A 19,096-nucleotide genomic window follows, 5' to 3' on the forward strand; every position below is an offset into this window, starting at 1 on the left:
ATACCTCCTGGTATGAAGATTTTGAAGATATACAAACCATTCGTAGCGGGTCTTTTAGGCACGATGCTCCTTGCCGGATTTACCGGAAAGGAAAAATACGTTGAGCTTGAAAGCTATCTTAACGGGCGCACTTCAGCGTCGTTTACGGCAAGCTCCAATAATATTGCAGAGACTTTGCAAGCAGGAACTCGCGGCGAGATCCTCGAGTATAAAAAACTTCCTTCGGGTAATTATGGTTTGCGTATCAAGGTGCTTAACGGCAACCATGCCAATAGCGTCTTTTGGGTCTACCATAAACTCAGTGATTCTGATTTAGCTCTTTATGAAACAGTTCCTCAAGGTTGGGGCAAATCCCGCGCGGTGGCTTCTGTTGAAAAAGCCCGCGGAGTTCAAACAACTCGCGACACGCAAGCTCGCACGGATTCGGGTCGCACAGCGGTGGAATTGATTGGTCAATCTAATAAGTCTTTAAAAACTGCAGGCGAACCAGCCTGTGTGAATTGCTCGATTTCTCCGGTGGCGGGACAGCGCTCACTGCTTCGCCCTCCAACAACTCGTGGGATGTCGAAAGCATGTTCTAATTTGATGAATGCCGAAGGCGAACTCGGTCCTCAAGGACAAAGTGTTTTTTCTATCATGGCTGAGTCTAAATACGCAGGTTACTTCACAGCGAATAATGCCCTAGGAAGTTTCTGCCCGAAGTTCAATACTCTTTCTAAGTCACAAAAACTTCACGCTTGGACTTGGTTCTGGACAGCCTTGGCAAAAGAAGAATCCAGTTGCAACCTAACACAGAAACATGGCACGACTTACAGAGACAAAGCCGGCAACTTGCGTGTCTTGAATCCTCGCGAAGGTTACGGCATGTGGGCTCTTGAAAGAGACCGCAACGTGCGCGCATGGCGCGGAGCTGCTTGCAGCAACATCGGAACAGCCGAAGGCCAGGCACGATGCTCTATCGACATTATGATGCAAACACAGTTATCTAAAGGAAGAACGGCCGGAGTCAATTCGATGAGTTATTGGGGACCAGTTCGTCGCGGTAACACTCAATTGATGCCACACATGAGGAGACTAAGCTTATGTTTCTAAATATCAGAACTACTTTAGCAGTCGCTTTAACGTTCCTTAGTTTTTCAGCTCACGCGCAAAAAGCCGCTTTCTTGGAAGCGGGAAAATACCAACTGACTTCGGGAGAGAAGGCTCTGTGCAGAAGTCTTTCGATTTCTGAAAGTGATTTGCAGGCAAAGCGTTTGTCCATCGGTGGCCTTTATGATTTCGAAGTAGGAAATTCAATCCACAATATCGAATCCGACATCGATCCTGATTGTGAGTTCAGAGAACAAAACCGCGTGCAAAACCGCAGCAACGACACTTTGTTGGTTCGTATCAATGAAGAGTATTGCAAAGGGACATTGCGCTCTAAAACAGTTTCAGCCGCTGTTATCACTCCAAACGAAATTCAAATCCGTCATCAAGTGGACGGGGCTGAGGTAAACTGCGTTTGGCAAAAATAGATTTTAATATTGAAGGGCTTAAAGAGAAAAGCCCTTCATCAGTTTTGCGGCAATCGGATTATCAATCTTTCTATCTGCCGCCATCAACCAGATCTCTTCATAGACTCCTTTGAGAGTCCCTAAAACCACGAGCTTTTTTTCTTTCAATAAATCCGACGCTGCGACCTCCGCAATGGGAATAAGTCCGACCCCTTCCGCGCCTAAAAGCTTTTGCAAGCTTGTATCTTGAGTCTCAGCGATTCTATCCACACGAATATCATTCACTAAGAAATAATGATCGAGATCTCGACGTAATTTACTGTGGACCGTCGGAAAAACAAAAGGCTGCCCTTCAAGTGAATGCGGAAAATCTTTGCGCAAGTGTTTGTATTTCGGAGAAGCACACACCACCACATCTAATTTCGCAATGGATTTTGCATACACCGTTTTAAAATCCACGTTTGGCGGATAGTTGGAAAGAAGAAGGTCGATTTGATGCGCACCCAACTCGCGCAATAAATCCCCACCCGCCCCTTCAAGGACAGAGACATTGCAGTTCCCCTGCTGGTAAGCCTGAAGAATGACTTCCAGAATGATGTGCTTAGGGACACTGTCCAAAGCTCCGATCTGCACATGCACACGGTTGTTTTGCAGACGATCTTGCAGGACCTCCACCATTTCAGATCCTAATTGAAAAACTTGATCAGCGTATTGATAAGCCACCTTGCCGGCTTCGCTTAAGTGCAGTCTTTGCTTGCGTCTTTCAAAAAGATTTTTGCCTAATGACTCTTCCAGTTGTTTTAACTGCGTGCTCAATGTGGGTTGACCGATTTTCAATTTCTCTGCCGCTTTGGCAATACTGCCCTCTTTGGCTATGGTATAAAAATAATGCAGGTGATGATAGTTAAGCCACTGCATTTGATTTTCCACTTTAACAGGCATTCGGACCTCTTCGTTAAAAACAAATAACTTGTTAAAGATTATCGATTTTTTAAAAATTGAGGAAGCGCTTATACTCTGGGTCTTGGAGGTTTCTTCGTGACACAGACTCTTTTGTTCCCGTTTGTCGATTATTGGTGGTTTTATTTAGGCTTCATAGCATTTGTCATTGCAATGCTGGCCCTCGACCTGGGTGTATTTCACAAACACTCCCATACTGTAGGCTTTAAAGAAGCCACGTTGTGGTCTATCGTATGGGTTTCACTCGCCCTGTTATTTAACGCAGGTCTTTATTATTATTCCCTTCACAAGTTTGGTGATGCCGAAGTCGCTAAAAATGTTTCGCTGCAGTTCCTCACCGGATATGTCATTGAAAAATCTCTCTCGATTGACAACATCTTTGTCTTCGTTGTCGTCTTTGGATTCTTCGGTGTTCCTGCAAAATACCAACATCGTGTTTTATTTTACGGAATCATCGGTGCTTTGATTTTCCGCGCGATCTTTATCGCTCTGGGATCTTTGCTGATGCAATATCAAGCGGTCGTTATTATCTTCGGCGCGTTCTTGATTATCACTGGTATCAAGATGATGTTCCAACCTGACAAAGAAGTAGACCCGTCGCAAAACTGGATCATCCGGTTTATGAAGCGGCATATTCGTGTCGCGGATCGTATGCATGAGGATCATTTCTTTATTAAAGAAAATGGTTTGAAATATGCGACTCCTCTTTTTGTGGCGTTGGTTTTCCTGGAATTTACAGACGTGATTTTTGCGGTGGATTCAGTACCTGCAATCTTTGCGATCACGAATGAACCTCTGCTCGTGTTCACTTCAAACATCTTTGCGATTCTTGGTTTAAGATCTTTGTACTTCCTGCTTGCAGGTGTGGTCGATAAATTCCATCTCTTGAAGTATGGTCTAGCTGCGGTTCTTGTTTTTGTAGGTCTTAAGATGGTTTGGTTGAATAAACTTTTTGACGGCCATTTCCCGATTGGTGTGTCGCTCGCCGTGATTGCTTTCTTCATAGGCGGCTCTATTGTGGCCTCATTGCTTATTAAACCCAAAAAAGCGTAAATTAAGTCATGACAAAGGCCCTCCATAAAGAGACAATATCTTTATAGGGGGCTTTTTTATGAATAAAAGACTCTTCTTCGCTCTCAATGCCACAGATCCTTTGGCCGAGACCTTTCCTCCCACCTTCAAAAAATTGAAGATCAATGCCGATCGCAGAGAAATCTCTGTGAAGTGGGTGCCGATTGATAATTTCCATATCACGGTGAGCTTTTTAGGAGATCGGCCCGAAGAAGAACTCCCCTTGATTGCCGAAACACTGCAAACGGTCTGCACTCAGTTTACTCCGTTTGATTTAAAGATCGAAGATATGGGTGCATTCTCCAATGAACACGATGCGCGGGTGATTTGGCTCGGAGTTCAAAAGAAAAGATATCTCGCTGAGTTTAAAGAAATCTTAGATCAAGCTCTTTTAGAAAAACAAATTCTGACGAAGCCTGACGAAAGAGCTTTTTCTCCGCATCTTACGATCGGACGACTTCGCAATCCGCGCAGTGTGAAAGATATGATTTCACCGTTTAAGCGTAAAAGCTTCGGCAAGATCCATGTGAATGAAATTGTTTTGTATGAATCAAATCTGCAGGGAGCGTTTCCAGTTTATACACCCGTGCTTCGCTGCCCTTTGACAGGAGAAGAAGAGGCCGTTGAAGAAGCCTCCCCTTCTTTGTTTTACTAACGAGGAAATGTGTTTCCAAAAAGACGGATATAGATATTGCTGTCGTTCAAAACGAAAGCAAGCTCTCCCCAATGAGGGCCTTGAGTTGTCGGCCAGTAAAATACGCGCGTTGTGCACGTTTGACCCGGCATCAAAACTTCAGGGCAATTTGAAGTCGCATCGTAAGCGAATCCGCGAATTACAATACGACGGATCACTGTCGCATCAGGACCGTTTGCCGTTAATGTGAAATCAGCAAAAGCGCGCGAGTTTTGGAAAATAGATCCAAAGCTGTAGTTGTAATATTGATCTTGTGCTTGAGTTTGCAATGCAAATGTTTGCACCTCACCTGCCGCCAAAGACACGATGGGAGCCAAAAGCAAAGACATCATAACGATGAGCTTTTTCATAAAAGTCCTCCTATATCTAAAGTCTGGAAGAGGACTTTTGCGTGAGCAACTAAAATATCTTTGTCGAAAACAAAAAGAGAGCCAAAAGGCTCTCTTTAATGCTCTGTAGCCAGAAAAAAGAAGCAGGCACCTTTTAGTGTTCGAAGCGTTTGTCGGGGATGAACCAGAGACAGGCCACGGCGATGTAGAGCGCGTATGAAACCCAGTGCATCCAAAATGAGAGAGCAATGGCAATAGCGTAAATGACGACGGAGATTTTTCCTTTGAAGTCTGTTCCCAGTGCTTTGGCAAATTCCGTGTTTTTCCCCGTGCTAAGTAAAGCTCGAGTCAAAATATAATAGGCAATTCCCGCAAAGAACAAAACAGCGCCATACATTGCCACCGGCCAATTTTTTTGGGGATGCTCACCCATCCAAGCTGTGACCACAGGAATCAGCGACAACCAGAAGAGCAAATGCAAATTAGCCCACAACACTTTTCCATTCACGTGTTGAATTGAATGAAACATGTTGTGATGATTGTTCCAATAAATACCGACGTAAATAAAACTTAAGACATAACTGCAAAAGACCGGAACCAGTGGGCGAAGAGCCTCCAGAGATCCCTCATGCGGAACCTTTAACTCCAACACCATAATGGTGATAATGATTGCTAAAACTCCGTCGCTAAATGCTTCAAGTCTTCCCTTGGTCATCAAGTCTCCTGTTATTTTCCCTTACATTGAACGACAGCTAACTGGTCGATAAATTCTTTAAACTGCGGGATTGGAACATAGTCGTAATGACTCAATATGAAGCCAACCACGAGCAACACCATCACAATGACCGCAAACACCTTAACAAGTAAAGTGGCTTTCTGTTTTTGAGTATCAGAAACGTCCAACATCTTTTTTCGTGTGTCCCATGCCAACATCAAAAGACCGGGAAAGAAGAAATAATAAAAACTGATATGAGTGAGTTCCGCGCAAAAAAGCAATTTTGTCGCAAGCGCGGCCGCGTACGTTAAAAAGAATGAAGCCGCAGAAAAAATAGCTCCCCACGTTTTCTTCGTTAATCCCAGATATCTTTTGTTGTTACCAGCCACGATGTTCCTCTCTATAAAGTCTGAAAGAGGACACTAAGGTGAGCAAACTAAAAAATATTTGTCGCAGCGTAGTGCAAAAAAGAAGCAGGCACTTTTTAAAAAGAAAAACCCCGGCCGAAGCCAGGGTTTTAATGCAGTATTGCCAGAAAAACTGCGGTGGGCCCTCCTGTGGAGGGTGCCGCAGAGGCACCTAGATGCCGGCTTTGTTTCTTTCTTCGTCGTCGACGTGAGTTTGGATGCCGCCTTTTAGGTTTGGACGGTATGCCAAGTAGTTGATGTCGTAGATGAAGTTAGCACCGTTCACAGCAGGTGTTTGCCATTCAGGTCCCAAGCGGATTGCGTCTACTGGGCAGGCTTCTTCGCAGAAACCGCAGAATACGCAGCGAAGGATATCGATCTCGTAGCTGATCGGATATTTTTCAACGCTTGGATCATTATGTTCTGCCGCTGTGATTTTGATACATTCTGCCGGGCAGTTTGTCGCGCACAACATACAAGCTGTGCAACGAAGAGAACCGTCTTTTTTAACAGTCAGAACGTGATTTCCTTTGAAGCGAGGAGAGTATTCATACTTCTCCTCTGGGTAGTTCAAAGTCATCATCTTCTTTTGATTAAAGAGGTTCTTCAGCAAGTGCTTCATTGTGATCGAAAGACCACCCAGCACCCCTGGCAAATACCACTTCGACTTTTCGGAGTTGTTTTGCATTACGCTCATAGGCTACCTCTTCTAAATACAAATTCATTCTTCTTACGAGCTTCCAATTCAACTTGGTCCGCACGCTGATTTGTCGGCATGAACGGTTGCGCTGTTGTTGGAATCGCCAAGTTTTTACCTGCAAGCAACAATGCTGCTTCTGTCAACGTCAACGCCTCAGAAACCACTGTTGTTACCTTCTTGAATTTTTGTTCAAGACCCGCTTGGTTGATGAAAGTTCCGTCTTTTTCAACGAAAGTTTTTGTTGGGATCAACCATACGTTGCCAGCCAAAGCCATCAACGCATCGTTTTTACCCGCTTGCAACCAGATCAAGTTGTGAGCTTTAGAAAGCTCTTTCACGCGCTCTGCGAAGTCAGGGAAAACCACTTGGTTTTCTGGGCCCGCAACAACAACAGTCTTGATAGAACCACTTGCGATACCTTGAGACAAATCCGCCCAAGTCGCTGTGATTCCGTGCTTCTCAAGAACTTTCAACAAGCCTTTCGTATTCGGGTTTTTATCTCCGCGAAGAAGAAGACCGTCGAAGCTGTCGAAAGTTTCTTTGTTGTTGATCCAGAAGAATACTTTTTTAGTTTTAAATTCATTTACGAATGTAGAAACAATCGCGTCGAATTCTTCAACTGTGTATTGCGCCGTCAAAACCAAAGCCAATGAATCACCTGAAGTGTTTTTCAAAACTTCAGAAGCATTTTTCGCCGCCGCCCCTGCTGTCATTTCTGTCCAGCCGGAAGCATTGCGAACTTGCGCTTTCAACAGGCGGTGTTCACGGTTCACAAACTTATAGATGTCACGACCTTCATCGCACATCCAGTAACCGTTTACTTTTTCGTTGTATACAGGCTTCACACGGAAGAAACCTTCCTTGTTGTAGTATACTTTCACGTTGCAACCCGTAGAGCAGCCGTTACAAATAGTTTCAGCATCTTTGAGATACCAAACGCGCTGACGGAAACGGAAGTCTTTGGAAGTCAAAGCACCTACTGGGCAGATATCCACGGTGTTCAGTGAATATTTGTTATCCAAAGGCATGCCGTCGTGCGTACCGATTTCAGTACGGTCACCACGGTTGAAAAGACCTAGTTCATTAGTTTTAGAAACTTCCTCTGTGAAACGAACACAGCGAGAGCACAAAATACATCTTTCAGAATCCAAAACCACTGTAGGTCCTAGATCGACAACTTTGTGTTTCTTTTGTTTGTGTTCAGCCATTTCTGGATCGTACTTACCGTACTCCATGTATTGGTCTTGAAGACCACACTCACCGGCTTGGTCACAGATAGGGCAATCCAAAGGATGGTTGATCAAATGGAAATCAAGTCCCCACTTCACAGCATCGCGAACTTTCTCGGATGTGTTGTTGATCTTCATACCTTCAGTAACCATCGTGTTACATGCGATTTGAACGCGTGGATTTCCTTCGATCTCCACCATGCAAAGACGGCATACGCCGGCCACTGACAATCCTGGATGCCAGCAATAGTGAGCGATACGATCGCCAGACTGTTGCATGGCTTCGATGATCGACGTGCCTTCTTTTACTTCGACTTCTTTGCCATTAATGGTGCATTTCGGCATATGTCGTTCCTTTTACTTTCGAGCGTCCTTCACGAACGTAGAATTCAAATTCATCTCTAAATTTAGTTACAAAGCTCAATACAGGTAAAGCAGCAGCGTCTGAAAGAGCGCAGATTGTTTTACCTTTCATGTTGTCAGCGACTTTGATCAACAAATCGATATCTTGAAGACGGCCACGGCCTTCCAAGATCGAGTGAAGAATCTTATCAAGCCATCCTGTACCTTCACGGCAAGGAGTGCACTGACCGCAAGATTCGTGAGCGTAGAAGTGAGTCAAAACTCCCAACATATCAACCATACATTGAGAATCATCCATCACGATCACCGCGCCTGAACCCAACATTGTGCCAAGTCCCGCCAATGATTCGTAATCCAGATTGGCTTTCGCCACTTCTTCCGCTGTCAAGACAGGAGCTGAAGAGCCACCAGGAATGATCGCTTTCAAACGGCGACCTGGTTTCATGCCTCCGCACTCTTTCATGATCAAATCCATCAAAGGATAACCGAGTGGAACTTCGTAGTTACCAGGCTTCATCACGTTACCAGAAACAGAGAACAATTTTGTTCCCGCAGATTTCTCAGTGCCGTGTTTGCGGTAAGTCTGTGCGCCATCTTTAATGATGTAAGTCACAGCCGCCAAAGTTTCCACGTTGTTTACGATTGTTGGTTTACGCAAGTAACCTTGAACCGCTGGGAATGGGGGCTTCAATTTTGGTTGGCCTTTCAAGCCTTCCAAAGAAGAAATCATTCCAGTTTCTTCACCGCAGATGTAAGCGCCGGCGCCACGGTAAACATCAAGATCAAAGTCAAAACCTGAACCCAAAATGTTTTTACCAAGAAGGCCCGCTGCATACGCTTCTTTGATAGCTTTATACAAGCATTCAATCGGGTAAACGTATTCACCACGAACGTAGATATAACCTTTATTAGAACCGATCGCGAAAGCAGAAATAATCATACCTTCGATCAATTGATGAGGAGCGCGCTCCATCATCATACGGTCTTTAAATGTTCCAGGCTCCCCTTCATCGGCGTTGCAAAGAAGGTAACGAGGCTCACCGTTTTTCGGCAAGAATCCCCATTTCATTCCCGTTGGGAAACCCGCGCCACCACGACCGCGAAGACCTGAAGCCTTCACTTCGTCGATGATTTGCTGAGGTTGCATTTTCAAAGCTTTCGGCAAAGTTTCATAACCGCCTTTAGCTTTGTAACCAGCCAAAGTTTGATACTCAGGCAAGTGATAGAATTCTGTAAGTATTTTTACTTCAGCCATTATTTCATACCTCTTAGCAGATTCATCGCTGTCTCTGGAGTGAGTTTCTCATGATAAGTGTCGTTCACTTGCATCATTGGAGCGGTTCCGCAAGAACCCAAGCACTCCACTTTAGAAACTGTGAAACGACCATCTGAAGTCACTTCGTCAAATTTCACGCCCAACTCGTGGCAGATGTGCTTCGCCATCTCACGACCGCCTTCAAGAGCACAGGAAATATTCGTGCACACTTGAACGTGGTATTTACCCACAGGCTTTTGGTTGAACATTGTATAGAATTTGAAAACTTCGTTGATACGAGCTTCAGGAATATCCATCACCTGAGACAAGTGACGGATGATATCCGGAGTGATGAATCCGTTGTTTTCTTTTTGCGCAATATACAAGCTTGGAATGATCGCAGAATCTTTCGCTTCGTAGCGATTGAGTTCTTTTTTTACTTCGGCCAAGCCTTGATCACTTAGTTTAAACATATCTTTCCTTTAGTACTACTCCAGTTGCGCGGCCCGAGGCCGCTCCACTCTGTGACCTACCGGTCCAGCTCGCCAGCGATAAGGTTCATAGATGCTACCGTCGCAATCGCATCCGCAAGCATCGCGCCTTTAACCACAGTCGGGAAAGACTGGTAGATCGCGAAGCATGGTGGACGAACTTTCAAACGGTATGGATTCGCAGAGCCGTCAGACACAAGATAGAAGCCCAACTCACCGTTAGCCACTTCTGTCGCATCGTAAACTTCGCCCACTGGAGGACGAAGACCCTTGATGATCAACATGAAGTGATTCATCAAACCTTCGATGTTTCCGTAAACGTCTTTTTTCTCTGGAAGAACGATGCCTTTGTCGCGGATTGTGTAATCGCCACCAGGAACGTTTTTCGCAACTTGCTCAATGATACGAACAGATTGGCGCATTTCTTCGAAACGAACCAAGTAACGATCGTAGATGTCTCCGGAAGTTCCTACTGGGATGTCGAAATCCAAAGAGTCGTAACCATAGTATGGTTGCGCTTTACGCAAATCCAAGTTCACGCCCGTTGCACGAAGCATGGGACCTGTATAACCCCATTGAATCGCATCCGCCGCAGAAACCGGACAGATACCACGAGTACGTTGGATGAAGATTTTATTGTCGACAACCATGCTCGCCATTTCGTCTGTGCCTTTGCGAATTTCTTTGCAAAGAGCCAGAACTTCGTCGAACCAACCTTCAGGCGCGTCTTGAGCCATACCACCGACGCGAGTCATAGATACAGTCAAACGAGCTCCGCAAAGTTTTTCGAACAAACCGTAAACTTGTTCACGAAGACCGAACATGTAGAAGAAGGAAGTCAAAGCTCCCAAGTCCATCGCGCCAGTACCGATAGCAATCGTGTGGTCGATGATACGAGAAAGTTCCGCCAGGATCACGCGCATCGCTTGGGCTTTTGGTGGGATTTCGACACCCAACAAACGCTCCACCGCTTTACAGTAACCAATGTTGTTCATCGGAGCTGAGCAGTAGTTCAAACGGTCTGTGTAAGGGATAACTTGATTGTAGGGATGAGTCTCCGCCATTTTTTCAAAGCAGCGGTGAAGATAACCGATCTCGTTGTTGCAACGAACGATGGTTTCGCCGTCCATCTCTGCCATCACACGAAGAGTTCCGTGCATCGCTGTATGCGCAGGACCGATGTTCAATGGAACATACTTATCATTCAACACATCACCAGGAGAACCCGGTTCGTTGTTGAAATGAATCGGCAAAGAGTTCGTGCAAGGTTGTTGAAGATTCGCATCGTAATCTTTACGAAGCGGATGTCCCACGAATTGGTGATGAGTCAAGATACGGCGAAGATTCATGTGACCGTCGAATTTCATTCCGAACATGTCGTAAGCTTCGCGCTCAAACCAATCAGCACCACGGTAAGCCGGGATCGCCGTTCCGATGGACTCGTTCTCACCCACTTGAGCTTTCACGCGCAAACGTGAAGCGTCTTTTGAAGAGAAAAGGTGATAAACGACGTCAAAACGTTTTTCGCGGTTTGGATAATCCACACCGCAAACGTCCATCAAGAAATCAAACTGTCCGCTTTCACGGAAGTGCTTTAGCAATGCAGGCACGTCTTCTTTTGGAACTTCAAGAACGTCATCGCCCACAGCGTGAGTGAATTTGTAATTCCCGATATTGAATTTACCCGCGAGGTTTTGTTTTAAAGTCTCAAGCTTGTTCATAAGGGCTCTTCCAGTTGTCCTTCCAAGGACGAGGTTGATGAGTTGCAATCATACGTTGCAAAGCCATGATTCCATCCATCACCGCTTCAGGTGTTGGAGGGCAACCAGGAATATAAACGTCAACAGGGATCACCTTATCAACGCCTTGAAGAACGTGATAAGCGCGATAGAATCCGCCAGAGCTTGCACATGCACCCATCGAGATCACATATTTTGGCTCGAGCATTTGTTGGTAGATACGAGTGATAACAGGAGCCATCTTTTCAGTGATTGTTCCTGCAACAACCAACAAGTCCGCCTGACGAGGAGAGAAGCGCGCCACCTCTGCACCGAAACGTGCAAGGTCGTACTTCGGTCCCATCACCGACATGAATTCAATACCGCAACAAGCAGTACCGTAAGGCATTGGCCACAAAGAATTTTTTCGTCCCCACGCAACCAAAGCATCGAGCCTTGATGTGAAGGCAACATCTCGTGACATGTCATCTATGGCTTGAGTTCCACTGGCCCCTTGATGAGACACAGAACCCTGCACTTGATCTTTGTGCATAAAAACACCTCTGTAATTTCATTTAGCTATCATTAAGTAATTACTGATTTTCCGTAGTCCTGACAACTAGATATGTATTATAGGACGCTCCCCCATTTTCTTCAACGCACCATTCCGTAACAAGGCAAATGAAATTGATTCTCTAGTCGACTCACTTCTAAACTTTAATTTCCACTCAAATATCAATCGAGGAGAAGTCTAGTGTTATGCAACACGGGATTTCAGAGGGGCCTCGAGAAGGGAATCATATGAAAAAGATGGCTCTGTACGTGAGTTCTGCCATTGTTGCGTTGGGCATTTCCGCTCAAGCGAATTCAAAAAAGCAAGATTTGCTTATAAAATTGGCACCTGGCTTCGTTGAGTTCCAAATGGAAGGCGCCAAAGTCGAGAAATTGACGGAATCATGGGTTCGAGTTCAAGCTCCACGCCACATGAATTTGCAAACTCTTGAGAAAAATCCTGCGGTTGAATACGTGCAACCAAACTACAAAATCACGATTCCAGAAGATTATAAAATTGAAGATCCTCTTCGTCGCGCGGCTTTAGCGAAGATGCTTTCAAGAAATCCTCAGCTTCGCGCGATGGCTCGCCAAGACAATCCGGCGATTCCTGACGCTCCGCAAATCACAACGGGTGCCGATCCTTTGTTCAACCAACAATGGGGCATGCGCGACATTGGTGTAGTTGACGCTTGGAAAATCACTAAAGGCAGTCCTGATATGATTGTGGCTGTGATCGACACAGGTGTTGATTATACTCACGAAGATCTTTTGCCAAACTTGTGGAGAAACCCACGCGAAATTCCAGACAACGGTATTGATGACGACGGCAACGGCTATGTTGACGACATGATCGGTTGGGACTTTGTTGGTAACGACAACAAACCTTACGATTTGGCCGTAGATACTTTGGATGGCTTGTTCAAAGGTGGAAATCCAGGTCACGGCACTCACTGTGCGGGTAACGTCGCAGCTCGCGGTGATAACGGCAAAGGTATTGCCGGAGTTGCTCCGAATGTAAAAATCATGTCTTTGCGTTTCATCGGTATGACTGGTGGCGGAACAACTGCAGATGCGATCAAAGCCATTCGTTACGCTGTTGATAATGGCGCGAAAGTTTTGAGCAACTCTTGGGGTTCTGAAGGCGAAGAGCCCGGCGCACCAGAAAACCAAGCTTTGCGCGATGCTATTCAATACAGCCAAGATAAAGGTGTGTTATTTATCGCTGCTGCGGGTAACGGACACAAAGGTGTTGGTTATGATAACGATACGGACAAGCTTCCTGCTTACCCAGCGTCTTACGATCATGAAAACATCATTTCTGTTGCAGCACTTGATGTGAACAACAAATTGGGTTCTTTCTCTAACTGGGGTGCGAAAACTGTTGATATCGGCGCGCCGGGCGTGAAAGTGTTCTCGACTGTTGTAGGTCAAGGTTACTCTGACACTGTTATTGATAAATTTGGATTCAAAGCGACTTGGGATGGAACGTCTATGGCGACTCCTCACGTTGCTGGTGCAGCGGCTCTTTACTGGTCCGCTCATCCAAACAAATCATGGCATGAAGTGAAAGCGGCGATCTTAGGTTCCGCGAAAGCGATCCCGGCATTGCAAGGCAAAACTGTGTCAGGCGGCAAGCTTGATGTAAAAGCTTTGATGAATTACTAAAACTTTCAGCAACTTAATTTGTAAAAGTTAAGGTCATCTAAAAAAGTAGAACGAGCACTAAACCGAAAGGATTTAAAATGCGCGTTCTACTTTTTTCTTTTTTAGCGACCGCTGCTTTTTCTTCTTCCGCGTTTGCCGCAAAATACGAGCTGGATAAAGCTCACACGAATATCGCCTTTCAGGCTCCTCACCTTGTGGTTTCCAAAGTCAACGGCCGCTTCGATCAGTTTGACGGCAGTTTCGATTTTGATGAAACGTCTCAAAAACTTGATAACGTCGTGGTCACCATTAAAACCGCTTCGCTTAATACGAATGAAAAAGATCGCGACAAAGATCTGCGCAGTAAAAATTTTTTCGACGTTGAAAAGTATCCCAATATAACTTTCAAAAGTACGAAGGTCGAATACGACAAAGACAAGCCCAAAAAAGTTCACGGAGATCTCACCATTCACGGCATCACGAAACCCGTTGTTTTGGATGTGAATTATAACGGCGCCGTGACCGACCCTTGGGGCAATCGCATGGTGAGCTTTGATGCGGAAACCAAGATTGATCGTAAAGATTTCGGGATGACTTGGAATAAGCAACTCGACAAAGGCGGATGGATGGTCGGTGATGATATTAAAATCAAAATCGACGGCGAAGCCAAAGTTGCAAAACCTCAAGCCCCTGCAAAAAAATAACTAAAGGAAGAAAAATGCACCCGTCATCATTCACTCACAAAGTGGGGTTGGGCCTACGACCTCCTCATTATTCTTTTTTAGAACAAAGGCCTGCTACCGAAGTCGCGTGGTTTGAAGCGATCTCGGAAAACTACATGGACTCGCGTGGACGTCCGATGGAGATGCTCCAGCTCATTCGTCAGGATTATCCTGTCGCGCTTCACGGCGTTTCGATGAATATCGGTTCTCCTGAAGGTATTCGTTTGGACTATCTACAAAAACTTCGTGATCTGATTGATCGTGTGGAACCGTTTATCGTTTCCGATCATCTTTGCTGGACGGGAACATCAGATATGAATATGCACGATCTTCTTCCCCTTCCCTTCACGGAAGACAGTCTAGCGACTTTGGTAAACAATATCGATTTCGTACAAAATTTTTTGCGTCGTCCTTTGATTTTAGAAAACGTATCGACTTACATCAGCTATCGTCGCAATGAGATGAGCGAGTGGGATTTTGTGAGTGAGGTGAGTCGCCGATCCGGTTGCGGGTTGCTTCTGGATATCAACAACGTCTACGTAAATTCTTACAATCACGGATTTGATCCGCATTATTTTTTAAATCACATTCCGATGGATCGTGTGGCGCAAGTTCACATGGCAGGGCCTTCGGACTATGGCGATTTTCTTTTCGACACTCACTCAACGGACATCCCGGAGCCTGTTTGGAATTTATTTAAAATTTTGGCGCCACAAATTCGCCACCTGCCGATTCTTATTGAGCGAGATGAAGACATTCCTGATTTCCATGAGCTTGAAGTTGAAGTGATGAAGGCTGTTTACATTTTGGAGAGTTCACATGAATCTGAACGAAGCATTGAACCTGTTTAAAAGAAATATTGCCTCTGGCCAGGTGAGCGACGGCAAAGCGGAAGCAGAATTAAAACCCGTTGGCTCGCTTTCTTTGGAGCAAGCCTTTCAAGTCTATCACCAAGGCTACGTTGCCCGTCTGACCGGAGCCTTACGTGAAATTTATGAGGCTTCCTCGTGGGTTTTAGGTGAAGATGAATTTCACAACGCCAGTCGCAAGTATATCAACGCTCAACCCTCACGCTCGTACAATCTTTCTGATTACGGTCATGAATTCCCTGAGCACTTGCAGATGTCTTCTTTGGGCACAGCTCATCCGTTTCTCTATGATCTTGCGCGCTTTGAGTGGACTTTTAAAAACATGTATCACACGCCGACATCAGATCCTTTTCCAGCCGAGGAAATTCAGGCATTGCTGAATTCAGAAGATTTCAAAGTGCATTTCATTGAGGGCATGGACATCTTTCAGAGTCCTTATGCGATCTATGAAATTTGGCGACGCCGCAATGATCCTTCGGGAACAATTCAAGATATTCACTGGCAAACACCTGAAAGTCTTTTGGTGTATAAGAAGCAAAAGAAAATTTACGTGCACAAAATTGATCACGTGGAAGCTCAGGTTTTAACGGAACTTAAAGAAGGAAAATCCGTTTCCCAGGCCCTGGTGGGTTTTTCTCACGTCTTAACGTCAGAAAAAATCACGCAGCTTTTTCAAATAATCATGAGAGCGGGAATCATTGAAGACGTCTTGGTTTTAGAAACCTAAGCCGCCTTCTTTGCCGATCTTCCGATCACTTCAGAAGCCATATGGTGAACCATGTGTTGAAGAGTGTTGGCTTGCGCTGACATCTCTTCAGACGTCGCCGCTGTTTCTTCTGCCGCCGCCGAGAAAGCTTGCGTCTGCTGTCCTAGAGATCCCATTGCATCGTGAATGGAACGAATGCCTTCGGATTGCTGTGCAGAAGTCTCAGCAATTTCTTGATTGAGCACGTTGACCTTTTGCACGGAGGTCACAATTCCATCTAAAACTTTGTCACTTTTTTCTGCGAGTTCTAAAGACACTTGGGTTTGCGTAACACTGCTTGTGATCACGGTTTTAACTTCTTTTGCAGCTTGGGCTGACTTCAACGCCAGTCCGCGCACAGCTTCGGCAACAACTGCAAAACCTTTTCCCTGCTCTCCGGCACGAGCGGCTTCTACCGCCGCATTTAAAGCCAAAAGATTTGTTTGAAACGCGATATCGTCAATGATGTCCATGGCAGACGTGATCTCACCAGAAATTTTTGACATCACCGTGATGGATTCAATTAAGCGCTTAACCTCGCCCGCGCCTTGAGAGGCACCAGCTTCTGAATTTTTCGCAAGTTCTGCTGCGGCTCTTGCGCGGTCTTGATTGGTTTTCACGATGTCATTTAATTCTTTAACGGCGTTCAGTGTTTCTTCAATACGGGCTGCGGATTCCACAGCGCCTTGTGCGACATTTTGTCCTGCATTTGAAAGCATATTAGATGCTTCCAGAACCTGTTGGCTTGCATCGTTCGTGTCATTCACAGTTTTTGCCAAAAAGTTCATAAGCTTTCCGGCGAAAACAAAGAACAAACCAAAAGCTAAAACGAATGCGCATGAAAAACTGATAATCACTTTGGAACGAAACTGCGCCACGGATTTTTCAACGTCATCCACATATACACCACTACCAATGATCCATTTCCACGGCTTAAACTGTCTTACGAAACTGATTTTTGGCTCTGGCTGAGGTGAACCCGGCTTCGGCCACAGATATCTGACAAAACCTTCGCCTTCAGGAGTTTGTCCGACGCGCGCAAACTCTACGAACAAACGAAGACCTTCGGGATCTTTCATATCAGAAAGATCTTTGCCATTCAGTTCCGGCTTAATCGGATGCATCATCATTTTGGGATGAAGATCGTTGATCCAAAAATATTCATTGCCGTTATAACGGAGTTTTGAAACTGCAAGCAGGGCTTGTTTCTGCGCTTCTTCATCAGTGATGACTTTGGCTTCCGCAAGTTGGTGATAGTGTTCTAAAACTTTTCCCGCGATATCCACGGTATTACGAATGGATGTTTTGCGGTCTTCATATAAATTGGTACGCACCAAGGGCAGCACGTAAAACAAAACTATCGCCCACAAAGGCAGGATCGCCACGACAAGAAGAGCTAATATTTTGTAACGGTAACTCTGTGACTTCCAGACTTTATTCCACATACATGTACTCCCCGGGGATGAAATTGCATGGGAAAAGATCGGCATCTGCTTAAGAACCTGAAGCACTCTCGAGGGTTTATGAGGAAGTTTAATTATTTCTATTTCAGAATGAGACAGCGGAAGGAATCCAGTCAAGTCCTCCACCCTCTCCCGGTGTTCGATTTGTGTTCACACCTGGGGGAACGACTTCATCGCCGACCATTGCTTGCTCGGAAGGATAACGCCGTGAAAATCCAATGAGGTCTTTATGATAAGATAAAAGCAGACTTCCGTTTTGCAAAAGATTGATTAGGTAATTCACATACTCAAGTCCTACGGCAAAACATCCTTCGCTCCATCCAAGTCGTCCATTTCGTTGAATAAAATCTTCACTCACGTAAGAGGCGCCGTGCAAAACAATTGTTCGCAGTTTGGCGTTATTATTCGAGCGATCAATACCGTCGAGATAAAGTGAAATGCCGTTCTTAGAACTGACGTATGAACCTTTGGCAAAATAAAAGCCCAACGAACTTTTCCAAGAATCCGGAAGATTTGAAAAGCTGCGTGTTTCGATAATGCCTGAGCGAATGCCATGGGCCACATAGAATTTTTCAACAGAGCCGTTGCTAAGATTTATCAGAAACAATCTTTTTTCCGTCGAGGGCCGGGAATAATCAACCAGCACCGTGTAAGTCAGATTCGGAATTCGCCCTTCGTTGTAATCGTACATTCGGAAGATTAAGTCCAAGGGCTCCCGGGAAACACCTTGCTCCATCACAACGTCAAAAAGGAAACGTCCATTTCCCAGACGACGATTGAATAAAGAATCCGCCCACGCCGTTGTCGCGATCAGATCCACCGCTAAAAAAATCCATAACGAAAAAACCCGCGCAAATGAACCCATAGTCACACTCTCAATGGAAGTGCGAATATCAGCAAATTAAGTTTCCGAAAGGTGTGTCAGGGCCAAGGAATGTGCGGCACATCTTGGCAAATGATCGGCAAAGCTTCGGCTTGCAAAGGAGCTGCGAGCGCGTCGATTTCAGAAGATTCTTTCAAGAGATTTATGTGCGATTTCAAAACTGTTCTCGACAAAAGCAATGAAGAGATATGCAGTTTCTCGCGAGCTTTGCGGTCATGTATTGGAGCAAGACCTGCCATTCGGCGAATGGATTCCAAGACATGACGGACCATGCAGTTATAGCGCGGGACTCTGTTGAGTTCTTGCACTTGTTCATCAGCATAACGAACAATGCCGTTATAATCTTTGGCTTTAAAAAGCTCCCTCAGGCGCTCTGAAATTTCGCGCGCTTGTGCAGGATGAAAATGTTGAAGCGAATCTTTTCCATCAGGGTTGACTGCACGAAATGCTGGTGTGTGCGACATATCAATAAAATCCGCGCACAGAATCGGAATGCCCGCTCGCTGATATGGAGCCGCCCAGGCATCTGCTAAAGGAGCCACCCATAAAACTTTTTTTTCGGCCTTGATCAGCATTTCAGAAATTGCGCGGCTCTGCCCCTGAGAAAGTCGCTCGTACACAGGGGCTCTTTGTTCGTTGATTTTGATGGCCTCACGCAAGTGCGTGGATAAGCATGGCTTCACATCTTTAAGGCCCGCTTGTCCAATAGCAGGCAATAGAAGTCCTAAAAGAAAAACCATAAGGGATCGACGGTGACTGTCTATAAATAAGTCACCCTGACAAATCG

The 19,096-nt window shown here is 45.3% G+C and carries 21 protein-coding genes; 8 read left to right on the plus strand and 13 right to left on the minus strand.

The genetic code is table 11. The features are described from left to right. Positions 1-12: 12 nt before the first annotated feature. Together AAAA78_RS14215 and AAAA78_RS14220 are read left to right on the plus strand one after the other, a co-directional pair. The gene (locus AAAA78_RS14215; RefSeq protein ID WP_340592688.1) at positions 13-1,092 is read left to right on the plus strand and encodes a hypothetical protein; all 1,080 of its coding nucleotides are present in this window, start codon (positions 13-15) and stop codon (positions 1,090-1,092) included. Further along, entirely contained in the window at positions 1,083-1,517 is a 435-nt protein-coding gene (locus AAAA78_RS14220; protein ID WP_340592689.1) for a hypothetical protein, read from the plus strand. The genes AAAA78_RS14215 and AAAA78_RS14220 overlap by 10 nt, the downstream gene beginning before the upstream one ends. Positions 1,518-1,535: 18 nt before the next feature. On the opposite strand, the gene AAAA78_RS14225 is transcribed toward AAAA78_RS14220, so the two are convergent. Continuing rightward, a complete protein-coding gene (locus tag AAAA78_RS14225; RefSeq protein ID WP_340592690.1) occupies positions 1,536-2,438 on the minus strand; it encodes a LysR family transcriptional regulator in 903 nt (300 codons plus the stop codon). A gap of 96 nt (positions 2,439-2,534) precedes the next feature. On the opposite strand from AAAA78_RS14225, the gene AAAA78_RS14230 reads away from it, so the two are divergent. After that, on the plus strand, positions 2,535-3,509 hold the full coding sequence (locus AAAA78_RS14230; RefSeq protein WP_340592691.1) for a TerC family protein: 975 nt from the start codon (positions 2,535-2,537) through the stop codon (positions 3,507-3,509). 58 nt (positions 3,510-3,567) lie between these two features. Then, positions 3,568-4,182, plus strand: a complete 615-nt coding sequence (gene thpR / locus AAAA78_RS14235; protein ID WP_340592692.1) for an RNA 2',3'-cyclic phosphodiesterase — start codon at positions 3,568-3,570, stop codon at positions 4,180-4,182. On the opposite strand, the gene AAAA78_RS14240 is transcribed toward thpR, so the two are convergent. From AAAA78_RS14240 to AAAA78_RS14280, 9 genes are all read right to left on the minus strand, one after another. Further along, positions 4,179-4,571, minus strand: a complete 393-nt coding sequence (locus AAAA78_RS14240; RefSeq protein WP_340592693.1) for a hypothetical protein — start codon at positions 4,569-4,571, stop codon at positions 4,179-4,181. The genes thpR and AAAA78_RS14240 overlap by 4 nt on opposite strands. 133 nt (positions 4,572-4,704) lie before the next feature. Continuing rightward, a complete protein-coding gene (locus AAAA78_RS14245; protein WP_340592694.1) occupies positions 4,705-5,265 on the minus strand; it encodes a TMEM175 family protein in 561 nt (186 codons plus the stop codon). A gap of 11 nt (positions 5,266-5,276) precedes the next feature. Then, complete coding sequence (locus AAAA78_RS14250; RefSeq protein WP_340592695.1) at positions 5,277-5,654, minus strand: hypothetical protein; 378 nt, start codon at positions 5,652-5,654, stop codon at positions 5,277-5,279. 190 nt (positions 5,655-5,844) lie between these two features. Continuing rightward, positions 5,845-6,369: a NuoI/complex I 23 kDa subunit family protein gene (locus AAAA78_RS14255; RefSeq protein WP_340592696.1), complete on the minus strand. Its 525-nt coding sequence runs from the start codon at positions 6,367-6,369 to the stop codon at positions 5,845-5,847. Next, entirely contained in the window at positions 6,366-7,946 is a 1,581-nt protein-coding gene (locus tag AAAA78_RS14260) for a 2Fe-2S iron-sulfur cluster-binding protein (RefSeq protein WP_340592697.1), read from the minus strand. The genes AAAA78_RS14255 and AAAA78_RS14260 overlap by 4 nt, the downstream gene beginning before the upstream one ends. Continuing rightward, complete coding sequence (nuoF, locus tag AAAA78_RS14265) at positions 7,927-9,219, minus strand: NADH-quinone oxidoreductase subunit NuoF (RefSeq protein WP_340592698.1); 1,293 nt, start codon at positions 9,217-9,219, stop codon at positions 7,927-7,929. Before nuoF ends, AAAA78_RS14260 begins: the two co-directional genes overlap by 20 nt. Next, positions 9,219-9,692 (minus strand): complex I 24 kDa subunit family protein, encoded by a 474-nt coding sequence (locus AAAA78_RS14270; RefSeq protein WP_340592700.1) that lies wholly within the window; start codon positions 9,690-9,692, stop codon positions 9,219-9,221. The genes nuoF and AAAA78_RS14270 overlap by 1 nt, the downstream gene beginning before the upstream one ends. Before the next feature lie 56 nt (positions 9,693-9,748). Next, positions 9,749-11,431, minus strand: coding sequence for an NADH dehydrogenase (quinone) subunit D (gene nuoD, locus AAAA78_RS14275; protein WP_340592701.1), 1,683 nt, complete (start codon positions 11,429-11,431; stop codon positions 9,749-9,751). Next, positions 11,418-11,912, minus strand: a complete 495-nt coding sequence (locus AAAA78_RS14280) for an NADH-quinone oxidoreductase subunit B (protein ID WP_295904899.1) — start codon at positions 11,910-11,912, stop codon at positions 11,418-11,420. The genes nuoD and AAAA78_RS14280 overlap by 14 nt, the downstream gene beginning before the upstream one ends. Before the next feature lie 317 nt (positions 11,913-12,229). Between AAAA78_RS14280 and AAAA78_RS14285 the strand changes: the two genes are divergently transcribed. The 4 genes from AAAA78_RS14285 to AAAA78_RS14300 all read left to right on the plus strand — a co-directional run bounded on the left by AAAA78_RS14285 (position 12,230) and on the right by AAAA78_RS14300 (position 15,945). Continuing rightward, positions 12,230-13,648 carry a S8 family peptidase gene (locus AAAA78_RS14285; protein ID WP_340592703.1) on the plus strand — a complete coding sequence of 473 codons (1,419 nt, stop codon included), beginning with the start codon at positions 12,230-12,232 and terminating at the stop codon, positions 13,646-13,648. A 77-nt stretch (positions 13,649-13,725) separates the two neighbouring features. Then, a complete protein-coding gene (locus tag AAAA78_RS14290) occupies positions 13,726-14,331 on the plus strand; it encodes a YceI family protein (protein WP_340592704.1) in 606 nt (201 codons plus the stop codon). 14 nt (positions 14,332-14,345) lie between these two features. Further along, complete coding sequence (gene bufB, locus AAAA78_RS14295; protein WP_340592706.1) at positions 14,346-15,200, plus strand: MNIO family bufferin maturase; 855 nt, start codon at positions 14,346-14,348, stop codon at positions 15,198-15,200. Next, positions 15,169-15,945 (plus strand): DNA-binding domain-containing protein, encoded by a 777-nt coding sequence (locus AAAA78_RS14300; protein ID WP_340592707.1) that lies wholly within the window; start codon positions 15,169-15,171, stop codon positions 15,943-15,945. Before bufB ends, AAAA78_RS14300 begins: the two co-directional genes overlap by 32 nt. On the opposite strand, the gene AAAA78_RS14305 is transcribed toward AAAA78_RS14300, so the two are convergent. The 3 genes from AAAA78_RS14305 to AAAA78_RS14315 all read right to left on the minus strand — a co-directional run bounded on the left by AAAA78_RS14305 (position 15,942) and on the right by AAAA78_RS14315 (position 19,049). Next, complete coding sequence (locus AAAA78_RS14305) at positions 15,942-17,408, minus strand: cache domain-containing protein (protein ID WP_340592709.1); 1,467 nt, start codon at positions 17,406-17,408, stop codon at positions 15,942-15,944. The two genes, AAAA78_RS14300 and AAAA78_RS14305, sit on opposite strands and share 4 nt — an antisense overlap. A 103-nt stretch (positions 17,409-17,511) precedes the next feature. Then, on the minus strand, positions 17,512-18,291 hold the full coding sequence (locus tag AAAA78_RS14310; RefSeq protein WP_340592710.1) for a murein L,D-transpeptidase catalytic domain family protein: 780 nt from the start codon (positions 18,289-18,291) through the stop codon (positions 17,512-17,514). A gap of 56 nt (positions 18,292-18,347) precedes the next feature. Then, complete coding sequence (locus AAAA78_RS14315) at positions 18,348-19,049, minus strand: hypothetical protein (RefSeq protein ID WP_340592711.1); 702 nt, start codon at positions 19,047-19,049, stop codon at positions 18,348-18,350. Between the last annotated feature and the right edge of the window lie 47 nt (positions 19,050-19,096).

Origin of the sequence: Bdellovibrio sp. BCCA (assembly GCF_037996825.1) — a bacterium.
In the GTDB taxonomy this organism is placed as follows: domain Bacteria; phylum Bdellovibrionota; class Bdellovibrionia; order Bdellovibrionales; family Bdellovibrionaceae; genus Bdellovibrio.